Origin of the sequence: Micromonospora sp. NPDC049044 (genome assembly GCF_040649215.1) — a bacterium.
Taxonomy (GTDB): Bacteria; Actinomycetota; Actinomycetes; order Mycobacteriales; family Micromonosporaceae; genus Micromonospora.
In genome coordinates, this window is record NZ_JBEZFA010000018.1 from 66,307 (window position 1) to 82,375 (window position 16,069).

A 16,069-nucleotide genomic window follows, 5' to 3' on the forward strand; every position below is an offset into this window, starting at 1 on the left:
CCCCGCATTGATCAGTGACCAAGGCGATCAGGCTAGCCGTGCGGGCGGGGCTGCGCGACGACGAGTCAACGGCGGGATAGGGCCGCGCAGCTTCTCGCTAAGCCGCGTATTAGCCGGCTCCGTTACGTTGGGGACGCCGTCCGATCGGGCGGCCGTCCGGGGCCGGGGGGAGGGTTCCGCGACGATGCGATCGGTCGCGCCGTGGCCGAGGCGGTACGCCGCCCGCCAGCCGTCATCCCCACCGCCACGACCAGTGGCAACGCGCGTCGCTCGCTGGTGCGCGAGCGTCGCACCGCCCGCGAGGTGACGACGCGGTACGCCGGCGTTCGCCCGGTCGCCGCCGGCCCGCTCGGGCGGGTCCGCGCGGGCCGGGGTCGGCTCTGTCGGTGCTGATTGATGGGAGTGGCAGTGATTGACTTTGTGCACGAGGACGCGGCGGAGCTGAGGACTTGGCTCACCGAACGGGTGGCCTTCTACCTCGACCGGGGCCCGGAGACCATCCGGACCGATGTGGACCTGGCCGAATACGGCGTCGACTCGGTGTACGCCCTCAGCGTGGTGAGCGACATCGAGGACCGCATCCAGCAGGAGGTCGACCTCGGCGCCGCCCGGCTGTACCCGACCATCGACGCGCTTGTGGGCTACCTGATGACGCTTACCGCCGGTCGTGACGAGACAGCGGACCCCGTGGCTTCCGCCGGAGCGTGACGACGGTGCAGCTCGTTTCGATGGGAGACAGCCTCACTCTGGGGCGCGGGGATCCGGATCCGGTCGGCGGTTGGATCGGCTGGTCCCGCCGGCTGGCCGACCTCCTCGGCATCAGTGCCGGGGACGTGGTGAACACCGGCGCCGAGGGTGCCACCGCGGCGCGGGTGGCGGCCGACCAACTGGCCGCGGTACGACAGCTGCGGCCTGATCTCGTGGTGATCAACTGCGGGATGAACGACGCCGTACAGGGCAGCCCGATGAGTACGGTGCGGGCCGCTCTGACGGAGCTGTTCGACTGGGGTACGCGGGCCGGCGCGCTCGTGCTGATGCCGGCGCTGCCGACGCCCTCGGCGAAGCTCCCGGTCTCCGCGTTCCGGCGGCGGCGGATGGAGCGGTGGATCGCCGAGTTCGACGAACTGCTCCGCGCGGACGCGGCCCGGGGCGCTGTCGTCCGGGTGGAGGTGGCACCCCCGGAGGCCGAGCACCTGTGGTGCGACGACGGCATCCACCTCAACACCGCCGGGCACGTGCGAGTCGCCACCGTGCTCGCGGACACCGCCCGCCGGCTGTCACCGGCCGTGGCCGCGTCCGTCGCGGACCGCGCGTCATGACCGACGCGCCGAAAGCCGTGGGTACGCCGGCGCGGAGCCCGGCCGGCGGCCGGTTGCTGCTGACACCGGGGCCGGTAGCGGTGGCGCCGTCGGTGCGCCAGGCGGTCTCCCGGACCGACCTGGGTCACCGGGAGTGGGTGACCCGACGCTGCCTGGCCGAGGTACGCCGCAAACTCGCCGCGCTGTGCGGCGGCGCGGACCAGCACACGTCGGTGCTGCTCACCGGGTCGGGGACGGCCGCGCTGGAGGCGGTGCTCTGTTCCGTTCCTCCGCCGGACGCCGACCTGCTCATCGTGTCGAACGGCCGCTTCGGAGACCGGTTGGAGCAGATTGCCGCTGTCCACCGGCTGCGCCACACCACACTGCGGCTACCGGTCGGCCGGTCGGTCGAGCCGGCGGCGGTGCGGCAGGCGCTCGACGCGCGCCCGACCATCACCCACGTCGCCATGGTGCATCACGAGACCAGCCTGGGTGTCCTCAATCCGGTGCCGACGATAGCCCGGATCGTCCGAGCCGCTGGGCGTGAGTTCATCGTGGACGGGGTCAGCAGCATCGGAGCGGAGCAGCTCGACCTGGCGCACGACCCGGTGGACTGGCTTGTCGGTTCGGCGAACAAGTGCATCGAGGCGTTGGCCGGGCTGAGCTTCGTCTGTGCCCGGCCGGAGCGCTTCGAGTCCCTCGCCGCGATCGGCCCGCGCAGTTTCTACCTGGACCTGCACCAGCACTACCTGGCTCAGCAGCGCAACGACGCGCCGCTGTTCACCCCGGCCGTGCAGCTGCTCCTCGCCCTGGACGAGGCCTTGGCGCTCGCGCTCGACGAGGGCGTCCTCCCGCGTTCGGCGCGGTACGCGGCCCACTCCGAGCGGGTGCGGGTCGGGGTGGCCCGGCGTGGCCTGCGGCTGCTGGTGCCCGCGCCCGATCGCTCGAGTTCGGTCACGGCGTTCGAGGTCCCCCCGCCGTTGACCGCGGCCACGCTCTGCGACGCGATGTCGGCGGCCGGGGTGGTCATCTACCCGGCATCGTCGGTGGCTCGGGAGGCGGCGATCGTCGCGACGATGGGGCAGTTGACCACCGAGGACATCGACCGCTTCTTCCTGGTGCTCGACGAGACCTTGGCCGCGCTCGCGCCGTCCGCCGTGGGGCGCGACGCCAGCCGTCTCGAGGCCGGGGTGTATTGAGCCGAGACCGGACGCCGCCGCTCGGTCGACCCATCGACGGCGGACGAGATGAGTTACCCAATTCGGGCCCAACCGCGGCGAACCTCTGCATTCTTGACGTCGCCCAACGCGGCCGGCCGCAACCACGACTGATGAGTCCCGCCGGCCGTCGGCGTCGGATGAATGCTGGCTGCGCCCCGGCTATTGGGATGCCCGCATAAATCACCCTTTGCATCGTTTGCACTCGATCGATTTGGGTCACCTTAAGTCTCGTGTATGGTGTCTGGGGGACGCTCACGGAGCCAATGGGGGAATGGGGGGTTACGGTCAGGTTACGCATTCATTGCCGCCCACCTGTGGTGGGCGGCGGATTAATGCTACCCAATGGCCGAATCCCTCGGTTGGTCGAGAGGAATGCTAGGTGAGATTCGGTATCCTTGGTCCGGTCATCGTCACCGACGACGGTGAAAATCGGACACCGCGAGCATTGAAACTGCGGTCACTTCTCGCACTTCTCATAACGCAGGGCGATCAGATTGTCTCGACGCAGCGCCTGATTGAGGAGTTGTGGGGTGGCGCGCCACCCAGGACGGCGAACACCGGACTCCAGGTCTACATCTCGAAGCTTCGCCGGCATCTCGGCGACGGGGTCAACCCCCGGATCGTGGTGAGTCATCCCTCGGGATACCAGCTCTCGCTGGCCGAGCACAGCTGCGACCTCACGATCTTCCAGCAGCATCTCGCCGCCGCCGATCGCGCCGAGGCGGCCGGCCTGCCTGCGGTGGAGGCCACCGAGTTGTCCAGGGCACTCGAGATCTACCGCGGTCCGGTCCTGGCCGACGTGCGTGGATCGGGTCTGCTCGAGAACGTGGCGCGGCAGTACGACGAGAGTCGGATCATCGCGTACGAACGTCGGATTGACCTCGATCTCCGACTGGGCTATCGGCGCAACCTCGTCGGTGAACTATACGGCGTGGTCGCCGAATATCCGACCTGGGAGAATCTGCACGAGCACCTGATGCTGGCGCTCTATCGATCCGGCCGGATAGCGGAAGCTCTGCGGGTCTATCGACAATTGCACCGCCGACTGGTCGAGGAGCTCGGCATGGAGCCCGGCCCACGACTCAAGCGGTTGCACCAGATGGTGTTGTCACGCGATCCGAATCTGGACCCGGCAACGCCGTATCTGGCAAGCTGAGTTGTTTCTCGATACCAGTTCCTTACCGTGAGGAGAAATAGTGGGAGTGGTTGACGATTTCCGGCGTAGGGTGCTGGAGAAGGACGTTCCGGGGATCCTTGCGACGCTCTCGCCCGACATCACCTTCCACAGCCCGGTCATGCCCAAGCCCTACCGGAGCAGGGCGGCTGTGGCACCGCTGCTCACCGCCCTGGCGGAGGTGTTCGAGGATTTCGCCTACACGGCGGAGTTCGACGGCCGCAGCATCGACTCAGCCCGCTCCGCCGCCGGCTCGCCCCGGCACGCGCTCGAGTTCACCGCCACCGTGGACGGCAAGTCGATCACCGGCATGGACGTCCTCGCCACCGGGGACGACGGGTTGATCAGCGAGATCACCGTGCTGGTGCGACCGGTGACCGCCGCGCACTCGCTCGCCCGCCTGGTCGGTCGGCGGCTGACAGCGGCCTGACCCCACGGGCGGTCGGCGGCCGACAGCGGCCTGACCGCACCGGGCGGTCGGGGCGGCTGCGGATCAATACACCGGGAGACTCGGCTCGACCTGCTTCGCCCAGGCGATGACGCCGCCCTGCAGGTGGGAGGCGTTGGTGAACCCCGCCCGCTTGAGGGCCGCGAGCACTTCGGCGGAGCGCGCCCCGGTCTTGCAGTGCAGCACGATCCGCTTGTCCTCGGGCAGTCGGGACAGCGCCTCGCCGGAGAGGATGAGGTCCTTCGGGATGAGCGTCGCGCCGGCGATGTGCACGATGTCCCACTCGGCCGGCTCCCGGACGTCGATGACTTCGATGTCCTCGCCGGCGTTCAGCAGGTCGTACAGTTCGCGGGGGGTGACGGTGGCTTCGGTCACCGCCTCGCGGGCCGCACCGGACACCACACCGCAGAATTCCTCGTAGTCGATGAGCTTGTCGATCGGCGGACGCGTCGCCGGGCGGCGAAGCGTCATCGTGGTGAACTCCACCCGCAGCGCATCGTAGATCATCAAACGGCCGAGCAGTGGCTCACCGACGCCGGTGATCAGTTTTACCGCCTCGGTCACCATGATGGATCCGACGGTGGCGCAGAGCATTCCCAGCACGCCGCCCTCGGCGCAGGAGGGAGCCAGGCCGGGCGGCGGCGCTTCCGGGTAGACGTCGCGGTAGGTGATGCCGCGACCATTCGGCGCGGCCTCCCAGAAAACCGAAACCTGACCTTCGAATCGGTAGACCGAGCCGTAGACATAGGGCTTTCCCGCCAATGCGGCGGCGTCATTGACCAGGTACCGGGTGGCGAAGTTGTCGGTGCCGTCCACGATCAGGTCGTACTGGCGGAAAAGATCGACCGCATTGTCCGAATCGAGCCGCAATTGGTGCAGTCGCACGCGAACGCCACTGTTGATCCTGCGTATCGATTCTTCGGCGCTCGTCGCCTTCGGCCGGCCGACATCCGACTCGCCGTGGATGATCTGGCGTTGCAGGTTGGAGCCCTCCACCGTGTCGAACTCGACGATCCCCAGCGTGCCGACCCCGGCGGCCGCGAGGTAGAGCAGAGCGGGCGAGCCCAGGCCACCGGCACCGATCACCAGCACCTTGGCACTGGCCAGCCGGCGCTGCCCGGAAACACCCACTTCAGGAATGATCAAATGTCGACTGTACCGGGTCACGTCCTCTTTGGTGAGCTCCACATTGGGCATGACAAGTGGCGGCATCGAGTCCATCAAAATCCCCCGTTAGACCTGGCCGACGCTCCAGGTGAAGCACCTTGGGCGGGAGGCTAGCAGGCCACCCAAACACCGTCCACCAACATGTGCCGCACCTGATCGTCGAGGCTCCGCAATGGACTGGACTAAGTCACTGCCGCCGATGGTACGTTGTGGTCGCGGACTCCCGGCTCGCCGGCCGGGACGCCGCTTATCGCTGCTCGCAGACCACATCTGAATCACGGGGGGAAAATTGGCGGAGCTGCCACGCTGCCCGTCAGCGGGCTTCGCGCACGTTCTGCGCACCCGAGCCCGCGAGTCGGCAGCGTCCCTGGCCTTCCGATTCGTGCTCGACGACGGGCACGCCGAGGAGATCACCTACGGCGAGTTGGACCGCCGCGCCCGCGCGGTCGCGATCAACATCCTTGACGTCACCGACGGCCGGCCCGAGCGGGCCCTGCTGCTCTACCCGCCGGGGTTGGACTACCTCACCGCGCTGTTCGCCTGCTTCTACGCCGGCACGGTTGCCATACCGGCGTTCCCACCCGGCGCGACGCGCCAACCACGCACCATGTCACGGCTGATGGCCATCATCGAGGACGCGGGCGCCAGCCTCGTGCTGACCACCTCCCCCGCCGCGCCCATGATCACCGACTGGCTGGCCGACTCGTCAGTGCAGCCGGTGCCACGGGTCGTCTCGACCGACCTGGCCGACCCCGACGCGCACGATCTCGCGCCCAGGTCGTCCGGTGACACGCTCGCGGTCCTGCAGTACACCTCCGGGTCCACCTCGCTGCCCCGCGGCGTGATGTTGAACCACGACCACCTGATCTCGAACACCGCGGACATCACCCGCAGCTTCGGGCTGCACGCCGGGGCGTCGGCCGTCTTCTGGCTGCCGCCCTACCACGACATGGGCCTGATCGGTGGTCTACTGACCCCGGTGGCCAGCGGGATCCCGGCGACGTTCATGTCCCCGGTCACCTTCCTGCGTCGACCGCTGTCCTGGATGAGAGTGGTGTCCCGCTACCGCGCCACCCACACCGGCGGGCCGAACTTCGCCTACGACCTCTGTGTCAAGCGGGTGAAGGAGTCCGACCTGGTCGACCTCGACCTCTCCTCGGTCGAGCTGAGCTTCACCGGCGCGGAGCCGGTCCGGCCCGACACGATCGAACGATTCCTCAAGATCTTCGAGCCGTACGGGCTGCGACCTGAGGCGATCTATCCCTGCTACGGCCTGGCCGAGGCGACGTTGTTGGTGAGCGGCGGCACCCGCCTGGGCGGATGGCGTTCGGTCTCGGTCGCCCGCGAGGCTCTTGAGCTGGCCCGGGTGGCTCGGCCGGCGACGGCCGGAGAGCCCTCCCGACGGATCGTCGGCTGTGGCGCACCCGGGCCGGGCACCCGGATCGAGATCGTCGACCCCACCACCGGCGAGCCGGTCCCGCCCGGGCAGGTCGGTGAGATCTGGCTCGACTCACCGAGCGTCGCCGCCGGCTACTGGCGTCGGCCGAGCGAGACAGCCGAGACCTTCGGTGCGCTGACAGCCTCCGGCGAGGGACCCTACCTGCGCACTGGCGACCTGGGCTTCGTCGCGGACGGCGAGCTGTTCGTGGCCGGACGCGCGAAGGATCTCATCGTCCTGAACGGCCGCAACTACCACCCCGTCGACATCGAGCAGATCTGCGAGACCGACGTGGCGGGGATCCGCCGCGACTGTGGTGCCGCGTTCGCAGTGGAGGACGACCACGGGGCCGTCGAGCGGTTGGTGGTGGTCTACGAGGTCGACCCCGGCATGACCGAGGACCAACACCTGGACATCATCGACGGCATTCGCCGCTGCGTCTCGCGGGAGTCGAGCGTGGCACCGTCCGCCATCGTGCTCATCAAGGCGCGCACCATGCCGAAGACCTCCAGCGGCAAGGTCCAGCGCTGGCTCGCCCGCCGCCAGTACCTGTCCGGCGAGCTGGCGGAGGTGACCCGTTGGCAGAGGCTCGGCGCAGCGGCGTGAGTGGGCCACGATCGGCAGCCGTCATCCCGAAGGGACGCATCCAATGATCATCAAGGTTCGGGGCATTCTGCTCCGGTTCACCAACTACGAGAACGAGATCGAGGTCGAGGGCAAGACCGTGCGCGAGGGCCTGGACCAGCTTGCCGCGCGCTACCCCAACCTGCGCGACGTGCTGTCCGACCGCGAGGGCGCGGTACGCGCCACGCACTTCATCGCGCTCAACGGGGAGCAGCTCTCCCTCGACGAGTTGGACCGGGAGGCCGTCGAGGACGACCGCGTCGACATCGTCACGGCCGTCTCGGGAGGCTAGCTCGTATGCCGCGCAGCTCAGCCTTCGAGGTCGTGCTCGATGCCAGCTACTTCACACCACACCAGCTCCAGACCGTGGCGGTGGGTCGGCTGGGCTTCCAGGCCGGGACCCGCTGGCTGCGTGATCACGTGTGCAGCCACCGCACGCTTGTCTCGCAGCACCGCGTCGGGCTGGTGTTGTGGGCGTGGCAGCTCGAGTACGAGCAGCCGCTGCGCTTCGAGGACGCGGACGACGCACTCGTCGAGGTGTGCGCCCGGGTCCGTGGGCCGCGCTCGTCCCAACTCGAGGTCGAGATGACCCTCTCCGGCCCCGACGGGGTGGCGGTGCGTACCCGGGCCGCGTCGGTGCCGCTCCAGCTCAGCGGTGACCAGGCGCTGTCGGGCACACCCGCCCCACTTCCCGACCGGATCGTCGACCGGTTCGGGGCGGACGAGCGCGAGCGCTCCCCCTTCCGCAGCCGTGTTCCGGCACTGCGGGCGATGCTGGAGCGCGACGGTCAACGACTCGCCTCGGTGACGCTGCCGACCCGCGTGCACCGGCACCACTGCGAGGTCGCCGATCAGTGGTACTGGGCGGAGTCGTTGGGTTTCGCCGGCGCCGCCCGTGAGGAGCTGCTGTTGCGGCACGGCTCGCGGGCACCGCAGCTACGGCGGGCGCTCACCGAGGGGATTCGTCGCGTCGACGTCACCTGGCTGCGGGCCGGGCAGCTCTGGGACCAGTTCGACGTCCACACCACCGGCTACCAGCTGGGCGACGAGATCGCCTTCGTCAGCGAGCTGCGACTGGCCGACGACGGCCTGCCGTACGCGTACGTGGTGGAGCGGGTATGACCTCGTCGACCCAGGTGTCGTCGCTGGCCGGGTATGACGCCGCGGCCGAGTTGGAGCAGCGGCTCGGCTGCCCGTTCGACCCGGATGCGGGCATCTCACTGGCCGCCGGCGTCCGGGCCGACGAGCTGGAGACGGAGCCGACCGCCGCGTTCGAGGCGGTGTGGTCCGCCGGTTGCCACGAGTACCTGGTACCCGTCGACGAGGGCGGCCGGTTGGCCTCGTTCGAGTCTCTGCTGGGCGTGTTGCGCGCCATGTCCCGCCGTGACCTGGCGATCTCGGTGGGCCTCGGCTCGACCTTCCTGGCCGCGGTGCCGGTGTGGGTGTGGGGCCGGCCGCAGCAGCGCCGCCGGGTCGCCGAGCTGATCCTGGCCCGCGCCTTCGGGACGGCGGGGATCAGCGAGGAGGCCGCGGGCAGCGACCTGCTGGCGACCGCCACGACGGCGGCCCCGGTCTCCGACGGGTTCGTGCTCAACGGCCGCAAATGGCTTGTGGGTAACGGCCGGCGCTCATCGTTCGCCACCGTGCTGGCCGCCTCCGAGCCCTCCTTCGGCCTGTTCCTTGTGGATTTCGCCGCCCTCGGCGAGCAGGGGGTGCGTCGGCTGCCGAAGGTGCGCTCGGTCGGCCTGCGCGCTCACGACCTCAGCGGCTTCGAGTTCCAGGACTGTCAGCTCGACGCGAACGCGACACTGGGCAACCCGGGGCGCGGCATCGAGATGGTGTCCGGCATGTTGCAGTTCACCCGGACCATGGTCGGTGGCATGACCCTCGGTGCCGCCGACACCGCGCTGCGGATCGCCCTGCGACACGCCCGTGGCCGCATCCTGTACGGCCGGTCCGCGCTGGCCCTGCCCCCGGTGCGGGCGTTGCTCGCCACCGCCTTCGCCGACCTGCTGGCCGCCGAGGCCACCCAGCTGGCCGCCGCACGCGCCCTCGACGTGGCACCGCACCGCATGCCGCTGTGGTCGGCGGTGGCCAAGTACGTGGTGCCCGACTTCTGCGTCGACGCGGTCGATGCCTGCGGCGAGGTGCTCAGCGCCCGGGCGTACCTGCGGGAGAACGTGGCCGACGGCGCGTTCCAGAAGATCGCCCGGGACGCCGCCATCACGCCGGTGTTCGAGGGCACGAAACTGGTCCAGTTGGAGACCATCCGCGCCCAGCTCGCCAGCGGCGCCCGGCGACGAGGGCCGGCCGAGCTCCCGTTGGACCTGCTCTTCGGGTTCGGCGAGCCGGTTACCGCCTGGGCTCCACGGGCGGTTCGGCCCCCGATCGTCTACGGCCAGGCCGACGAGGTGGTGGATCTGCTGGACGTCGCGGTCGAGCGGCTCGCCGACGACGAGCTCGCCGCACTCGGCCGGAAACTGATCGCGGTTCGCGACGAGACCCGCGCGGCCCTCGGCCGGCACGCGGCGCACCGCACCCACAGCGGTTACGACCACGCCCGCCGGCACGCGTTGGTCCACGCCGCGGCCTGCTGTCTGCACCTGTGGCACGAACGTCGCCTGGTGCTCGGCGGTGTGGCGGCCGACCCGGCGTGGCTCGCCGTCGCGTTGCGGCGGATCGCCCAGCGGCTCGGCCTGCCTGTCGAACCCGACCGCGACGCCGAGGACCGACTGGTCACACGACTGCAGGAGCTGGACGACGACGATCGGGCGTTCTCCCTGGTGCCGCTGCGGCTCGCAGCGCAGTACCGCAGGTAGGCCCCGCCGGATGAAGGAGGACCTCATCGACACCCTGGACACTCCGAGCGACGCGGAGTCGACCCTCCGGTGGTTACGGTCGCTGCTCGCCGACCTGCTCGGCGTGCCGGTCGACGAGGTTGCCACCGATCAGCCGCTGAGCGAGCTGGGGATCGACTCGCTCACCGCCGCGCAGTTCTCCTATGAGATCGAGGAGAGCACCGGCGCGACCGCGCCGCTGGACCGCTTCCTCGGCGACCACACGCTCGCCGATGTCGCGGCTGAGCTGGCCGCGTTGACCAAGGCGCGGACCGACGAGGAGGGGGTGAACGTCCCGTGACGAGCCGCCTGCGGGCCGCGGACATCATGGACCGCCCGGCCGGGGGTGCCTACCGACTGACAATCGACGCCGAGGCGGAGGCGCTGCGCCGCGAGGCGGTCTCCCGCTTCGAGGGGTTCCTGCTGGATCGGGCGAACCCCGGGGCGCGCTTTCGCAACCGCGCCTGCCAGCCCCTGGATCGTCGCCTGTTCGAGGAGGCCAGCGAGATAGGCCTGCTGCGGTTCGGCCTGCCGAAGGAGATCGGTGGCGCTGGACGGGACAAGTTCGAGTGGGGCGTGGTGATCACGGAGCTGGCCCGCATCTCCCGGGACCCGGGCTTCCCGGTGCTGCTCGACATCACCGTCGAGAACACCGAGATGATCCTGTCGAGCGGCCGCCCGGAGCTGATCGACAGCTACGTGCCGGACCTCGTGGCCGGGCGCCGCTTCGCGGTGCAGGGTGCCTACGAGAGCCGCGACCCGTACGACTACCAGACCACTGCACGGTTCGAGGACGGGCACTGGGTGCTCAACGGCGCGAAGCGGTTCATCGCCGGTGCCGTGTTCGCGGACCTCTTCATCTGCTACGTACGCGACGAGGCGTCGAACGACATGCTCGCGTTCGCCGTCGAGCGCGACGATCCCGGCGTCACACCGGTGCGCCTGGAGACGATGGGCATGCGCACCATGGGCATGGGCCAGCTCGTGCTGCACGACGTCCGGCTGCCCGAGTGGCGGCTCGTCTGGCGCTCCGACGCGCTCAGCGAGCTCAACACCTACGCCCGCAACCGGCGCACGATGAGCGGCTGTGGTGTCCTCGGCGCGATCGAGGGGATCGTCGAAGCCTGCGTCGAGTCGCTCTCGGCCCGACGACGCGGTGGGCGCCGGGTGCTCGACTATCCCAACGTCGAGCGGTCGATCGGCGAGATGCGCATGCTGCTGGAGTCCGCGAGGTCCACCCTCTACCGGGCTCTCGACGGGACCAGGGCTGACCAGCGCGACCCGTACTTCGACGCGTTGGCAACGACCGCCAAGCATCAGGTCTCGGAGGCCGCGATCCGGGTGGGCCAGCTGGTGATGACCCTTCAGGGCGGCGAGAGCTACATCAGCGCCTTCCCCTGGGAGCAGTACATGCGCGACATCCTGGGGCTGATCGGTGGCCAGGGCTCGCAGGAGATGTTGCTCATCCAGCTCGGGCAGCGGTCGATCGTCGGGCTGGAAGGCCGCCGGCTCAAGCAGGACGTGGCCGAGCGCACCGTGACCCGGCTCGCCGACTCCTGGTGGGCGGTGTCCGCGCTGGCGGCCAGGGAGGGCGCGGGGGCGCAGCGTCCCGAGGTGTCCGCGGCCATCGACGACGTGCTGCTCGCGGCCGGCCTGGTGGGCTCGCCGGAGGGGACGGACGACCGGCTTACGGAGCTGACCAGGCAGGCGAGGGCCTTCGAGGCGTGCGCGACGGCGGTACGGACGGGCCTGTTGGCGGCGCTGCTACGGTCGCCCACCGTCGCGGCGGCGGCCGACCAGGCCGGCCTGGCCACGCAGAGCGCGCGTGAGCTGCTGAGCGCGCTTGGCGAAACCCAGCTGGTGCAGCCGCTGCCCGAGGACAGCTACGTCGTCAACCCCGGTCTGGAACGGCTGCTCGTGGGCGGTCCCCGGACGGCAGCCTTCGCGGCCCGCCTGCGGCGCGCGGTCGACGGCGGCACCGGCCTGCGCGCGGGGAGCGTGGGCGGACCCGACGTACGCGACGCCGGCCGCGGCGACGACGCGCCGCTGCTGGCCGACGTGTTCGCCAACGAACTGCTCGGCCGGTTGGAGGGCCTGGAGGACCTGCTCGACCGGCCGGAGCTGCGGATCGGCTGCGCGGCCGGAGACGGCGGGCGGTCGATGGACGCGCTGGCTCGGGAGTTCCCGATCGCTCCGGTGCTGGCCATCGAGCCCGATGGCGTTCCGGTCGACGAGGCCGGGCAGACCCGGCACCCGCTGGGCCGGGCTCCGGAGGTACGGGTCGGCGACCTCGACTCCTTCGCACCCGACGACCGGCTGTGCCTGGCCTGGGTCCCGGCCGTCGGATGTTCGCACACGCACCTCGAACGGCGCGTCGAGGCCGCGGCCCGCGCGCTGGTGCCGGGGGGTTGGCTGGTGGTGGTCCTGCCGTTGCCGCCGAAGCGCAAACTCGGCGCGGCGGTCCTTGGCCTGGAGTTGGCGTTGGCGGGTGCCCAGCCGGTCGCCCGGGGCATTGTCGAGGATCTGTTGCGCGGGACGGGGCTGGGCCACATCAGGTGGCTCTGGCAGGATGCGAACCTCGGCGTCCAGCTCGTCGCGTCCCGCCGGGAGCGGTAGCCGGGCCGGGGCGCTCGGGGCGGGCCGGGCACGGACCGGCCGGCCCCGCCGTGCCCCCTGCTGTGGTCACCGCACGCGGGTCGCCTTCAACGTCCGGAACACCGCCGTCAGCAGCCGCGCGTGGTGCTCGGCGGTGAGTCGGGCCGGCCGGTCGAACGTCATGACGTGCTGGCTGGCGACCGTCTGGGGGCGGGTGAAGGCGAGCAGGCCGTCTCGCCCGTGGCGGACACCGACTCCGGAGCCCTTGATCCCGCCCGCTGGCGCGTCGTGCGAGCCGTACGCCGCGGCGTAGCCCTCGTTGATGTTGACCAGGCCGGTGCGCAGTTCCCCGGCGAGCCGCCGGGCACTGCGGACGTCGCGGCTCCAGATGCTCGTCGTGAGCCCGTAGTCGGTGTCGTTTACCAGGTCGATCGCCTCCTGCTCGGTGCGGAAGGACCGCACCGACAGCACCGGGCCGAAGGTCTCCTCCCGGTGGAGTTTCATGCCGCTCACCACCCCGGTCAGCACCGTCGGCTCGTAGAACAGCGGCCCCAGATCCGGTCTGGCCCGGCCACCGGTCAGGACCGTCGCGCCCCGCGACCGGGCGTCCTCGACATGGTCGATCACGCGGGCCAGTTGTCGTGGTGTGGTCAGCGAGCCCATGTCCACGTCGAAGTCGAACCCGGCGCCGACGCGCAGCTGCCGCACCTGCGACACCAGTTCCGGCAGGAAGCGGTCCATGAGTGGTGCGGCCACGAGGACCCGCTCGGTGGCCATGCACAGCTGCCCGGCGGACGTGAAGGCCGCCCGCAGCAGGCCCCGGACCGCGGCGGGGACATCCGCGTCGGGCAGCACCACCATGGCGTTCTTCCCGCCGAGTTCGAGGGTGCAGGGCACCGGCTGGTCGGCGGCGATCCGCCCCACCGCCCGTCCGGCGGTCGTCGATCCGGTGAAGCACACCGAGTCGGCGTGGGCGATCAGTGCCTCACCCATCTCGGCCGGGTCGCCGGGCAGCACCTGCCACACGTCGGCCGGCAGCCCGGCCTGGACCAGGACCCGCCACGCCCATCGGGTGCTGAGCGTCGTCTGGGTGTCCGGCTTGTGGACCACCGCGTTGCCGGCCAGCAACGCCGGCACCACGTCGGCGAGGCCCAGGGCCAGCGGGTAGTTCCAGGGGGTGATGACCGCTACGGTGCCCCGGGGCAGTCGCACCTCCCGGGCGCGGGTGAAGAACGGGATCGCGCCTAAGCGCCGCCGGGGTGCGAGGAACCGACCGGCGCGGCGGGCGTAATACAGGGTGATGGCGGCGGCGTCGAGCAGCTCCTCGAAGGCGTGCGCGCGGGCCTTTCCGGTCTCCACCTGGATCAGGTCCAGGATCTCCCGTTGCCGCCGGAACAACGCGTCGTGCAGGGCGATGAACGGGCGGGCTCGGGTGCGGTGGTCCAGTCGTGCCCATGCCTGCTGAGCCGTACGCGCGGCGGCGAAGGCGGACCGGACGTCGCCCTCGTCGGCCAACCCGATCTCCGCAACCGGTTCACCGGTGAACGGGGCCGACACGACGAGCCGGGTACCGAGACGGGGACCGTCGGCGGCGAGCCGGCCCAGCTCGTCGACGGTTGCCGCCACCCGGGCGGTGCACCAGGTCGTCGTGTCAGTCATCGTCGTCGCCGGGTTCGAGCTGCGCGGTCCCGTCCGCGGCGTGCGCCCGCAGGACGTCATCGCGGGTGACGAGCCCACCCGGTCCGGTGCCGGCTACGCGGTGCAGCTCCACCCCGAGTTCCCGGGCCATCCGGCGGACCGCCGGAGCGGCCGCCGCCCGCGCCGTCGGCGGCGGCACCGGCGGGCGGGCCGCACCGGTCTCCCGCTCCCGCCCGGCCGCACGCCGGGTGAGCATCGACGCGTGCGGGTCCGGTCCGGCACCCACGAGCACGCCGCCGGTCGTCGCCTGCCCCGCCGCGGGCGGTGGCACCGGCCGGTCCGGCTCGGTCGGACCGTCCATATCGGACTCCTCCGACACCAGCACGGTGACCAGTGGCGCGCCGACCGGGATCACCGCACCGGCTGCGGCGTGCAGCTCGACGATCACCCCCCGGTACGGGCAGGGCAGCTCGACGACTGTCTTCTCCGTCTCGACCTCGACCACCGCCTGGTCGACGTCGACCCGGTCGCCCACCGCGAGACGCCACGCGATGATCTCGCCAGCGACCAGTCCCTCCCCCAGATCGGGCAGGTGGAAGGTGCGCCGAACCCCGCCGGTCGTCCCGGCCCGGCCGGTCACTGGTCCCGCCAGAGCGACGACACGGCGTCCAGCACCCGATCGACCGACGGCAGGTGGAACCGTTCCAGTCGGGGCGGCGGATACGGAATGTCGAACCCGGTCACCCGCCGCACCGGCGCTTCCAGGTGGTGGAAGCATTCCTCGCAGATGCGGGCGACCACCTCCGCGCCGAACCCCGCGAAGCCGGACGCCTCGTGCACGACTATCGCGCGGCCGGTCCGTCGTACCGACTCGTGGACGGTCTGCTCGTCGAACGGCACGAGCGACCTCAGGTCGATGACCTCCAGGTCGTACCCTTCGGCCGTGCCGAGTTCGGCCGCCGCCAGCGCGATCGGGACCGTCGGGCCGTACGCCACGAGCGTCGCGTGGGTGCCGGCGCGGCGGATCACCGCCCGGCCCACCGGCGCCACCTCGGCCGGCAGTGCCCGATCCGCCACGCTCCAGTACAACCGCTTGGGCTCGAAGAACACCACCGGGTCGGCGCCACGGACAGCCGCGCGCAGCATGCCGTACGCGTCCTCGACGGTCCCCGGCGTGAGCACGTGCAGACCGGGCGTGTGCGCGGCGTACGCCTCGGAGGAGTCGCTGTGGTGCTCCACGCCGCCGACACCTCCGCCGTACGGCACCCGGACCACCACCGGCAGCGACACCGCTCCCCGGGTCCGGTTGCGCATCTTCGCCAGGTGACTGGCCAGTTGCTCGAACGCCGGATAGGCGAAGGCGTCGAACTGCATCTCCACCACCGGACGTAGTCCGTAGAGGGCCATGCCGATGGCCATGCCCAGGATCGCCGACTCGGCGACCGGGGTGTCGAAGCACCGCTGGTCGCCGAAGCGGGCGGCCAGACCGTCGGTCACCCGGAAGACACCGCCGAGCCTGCCAACGTCCTCTCCGAAGACCACCACGCGTTCGTCGTGGGACATCTCGTCGTGCAGCGCCCGGTTCAACGCCTTCGCCAACGTCATGCCTGGGGCGATGCCGATGGTGCCG

Annotated in this window: 15 protein-coding genes; 11 read left to right on the forward strand and 4 right to left on the reverse strand. The window is 70.8% G+C overall.

What is annotated here, in order from left to right; translation table 11 throughout:
- Positions 1–408 precede the first annotated feature (408 nt).
- The 5 genes from AB0B85_RS17170 (at position 409) to AB0B85_RS17190 (ending at position 4,122) form a co-directional block, all read left to right on the forward strand.
- Complete coding sequence (locus AB0B85_RS17170) at positions 409–708, forward strand: acyl carrier protein (RefSeq protein ID WP_357408256.1); 300 nt, start codon at positions 409–411, stop codon at positions 706–708.
- A 5-nt stretch (positions 709–713) separates the two neighbouring features.
- On the forward strand, positions 714–1,319 hold the full coding sequence (locus AB0B85_RS17175; protein ID WP_357408258.1) for an SGNH/GDSL hydrolase family protein: 606 nt from the start codon (positions 714–716) through the stop codon (positions 1,317–1,319).
- Positions 1,316–2,497, forward strand: coding sequence for an aminotransferase class V-fold PLP-dependent enzyme (locus tag AB0B85_RS17180; protein ID WP_357408260.1), 1,182 nt, complete (start codon positions 1,316–1,318; stop codon positions 2,495–2,497). Before AB0B85_RS17175 ends, AB0B85_RS17180 begins: the two co-directional genes overlap by 4 nt.
- Positions 2,498–2,897: 400 nt before the next feature.
- On the forward strand, positions 2,898–3,674 hold the full coding sequence (locus tag AB0B85_RS17185) for an AfsR/SARP family transcriptional regulator (protein ID WP_357408262.1): 777 nt from the start codon (positions 2,898–2,900) through the stop codon (positions 3,672–3,674).
- A 40-nt stretch (positions 3,675–3,714) separates the two neighbouring features.
- On the forward strand, positions 3,715–4,122 hold the full coding sequence (locus AB0B85_RS17190; RefSeq protein WP_357408264.1) for a nuclear transport factor 2 family protein: 408 nt from the start codon (positions 3,715–3,717) through the stop codon (positions 4,120–4,122).
- A gap of 63 nt (positions 4,123–4,185) precedes the next feature.
- Here AB0B85_RS17190 and moeZ read toward each other — a convergent pair whose 3' ends face one another.
- Positions 4,186–5,361, reverse strand: coding sequence for an adenylyltransferase/sulfurtransferase MoeZ (gene moeZ / locus AB0B85_RS17195; RefSeq protein WP_357408266.1), 1,176 nt, complete (start codon positions 5,359–5,361; stop codon positions 4,186–4,188).
- Positions 5,362–5,596: 235 nt separating this feature from the next.
- Here moeZ and AB0B85_RS17200 point away from each other — a divergent pair, with 235 nt between their 5' ends.
- The 6 genes from AB0B85_RS17200 to AB0B85_RS17225 are packed head-to-tail and all read left to right on the forward strand — an operon-like array spanning position 5,597 to position 12,822.
- A complete protein-coding gene (locus tag AB0B85_RS17200) occupies positions 5,597–7,351 on the forward strand; it encodes a fatty acyl-AMP ligase (protein WP_357408268.1) in 1,755 nt (584 codons plus the stop codon).
- 43 nt (positions 7,352–7,394) lie between these two features.
- Positions 7,395–7,661 carry a MoaD/ThiS family protein gene (locus tag AB0B85_RS17205; RefSeq protein WP_357408270.1) on the forward strand — a complete coding sequence of 89 codons (267 nt, stop codon included), beginning with the start codon at positions 7,395–7,397 and terminating at the stop codon, positions 7,659–7,661.
- Positions 7,662–7,666: 5 nt separating this feature from the next.
- Positions 7,667–8,491 carry a hypothetical protein gene (locus tag AB0B85_RS17210; protein WP_357408272.1) on the forward strand — a complete coding sequence of 275 codons (825 nt, stop codon included), beginning with the start codon at positions 7,667–7,669 and terminating at the stop codon, positions 8,489–8,491.
- Complete coding sequence (locus AB0B85_RS17215) at positions 8,488–10,188, forward strand: acyl-CoA dehydrogenase (protein WP_357408274.1); 1,701 nt, start codon at positions 8,488–8,490, stop codon at positions 10,186–10,188. Before AB0B85_RS17210 ends, AB0B85_RS17215 begins: the two co-directional genes overlap by 4 nt.
- A gap of 10 nt (positions 10,189–10,198) precedes the next feature.
- Positions 10,199–10,507, forward strand: a complete 309-nt coding sequence (locus AB0B85_RS17220; protein ID WP_357408276.1) for an acyl carrier protein — start codon at positions 10,199–10,201, stop codon at positions 10,505–10,507.
- A complete protein-coding gene (locus tag AB0B85_RS17225) occupies positions 10,504–12,822 on the forward strand; it encodes an acyl-CoA dehydrogenase family protein (protein WP_357408278.1) in 2,319 nt (772 codons plus the stop codon). Before AB0B85_RS17220 ends, AB0B85_RS17225 begins: the two co-directional genes overlap by 4 nt.
- 66 nt (positions 12,823–12,888) lie before the next feature.
- Here AB0B85_RS17225 and AB0B85_RS17230 read toward each other — a convergent pair whose 3' ends face one another.
- From AB0B85_RS17230 to AB0B85_RS17240, 3 genes are read right to left on the reverse strand one after another with little or no spacing between them, the layout of a single operon-like run.
- A complete protein-coding gene (locus tag AB0B85_RS17230) occupies positions 12,889–14,460 on the reverse strand; it encodes a succinic semialdehyde dehydrogenase (protein WP_357408280.1) in 1,572 nt (523 codons plus the stop codon).
- Positions 14,453–15,079 (reverse strand): biotin/lipoyl-containing protein, encoded by a 627-nt coding sequence (locus AB0B85_RS17235; RefSeq protein WP_357408282.1) that lies wholly within the window; start codon positions 15,077–15,079, stop codon positions 14,453–14,455. Before AB0B85_RS17235 ends, AB0B85_RS17230 begins: the two co-directional genes overlap by 8 nt.
- Positions 15,076–16,044, reverse strand: a complete 969-nt coding sequence (locus AB0B85_RS17240) for an alpha-ketoacid dehydrogenase subunit beta (RefSeq protein WP_357408361.1) — start codon at positions 16,042–16,044, stop codon at positions 15,076–15,078. Before AB0B85_RS17240 ends, AB0B85_RS17235 begins: the two co-directional genes overlap by 4 nt.
- Between the last annotated feature and the right edge of the window lie 25 nt (positions 16,045–16,069).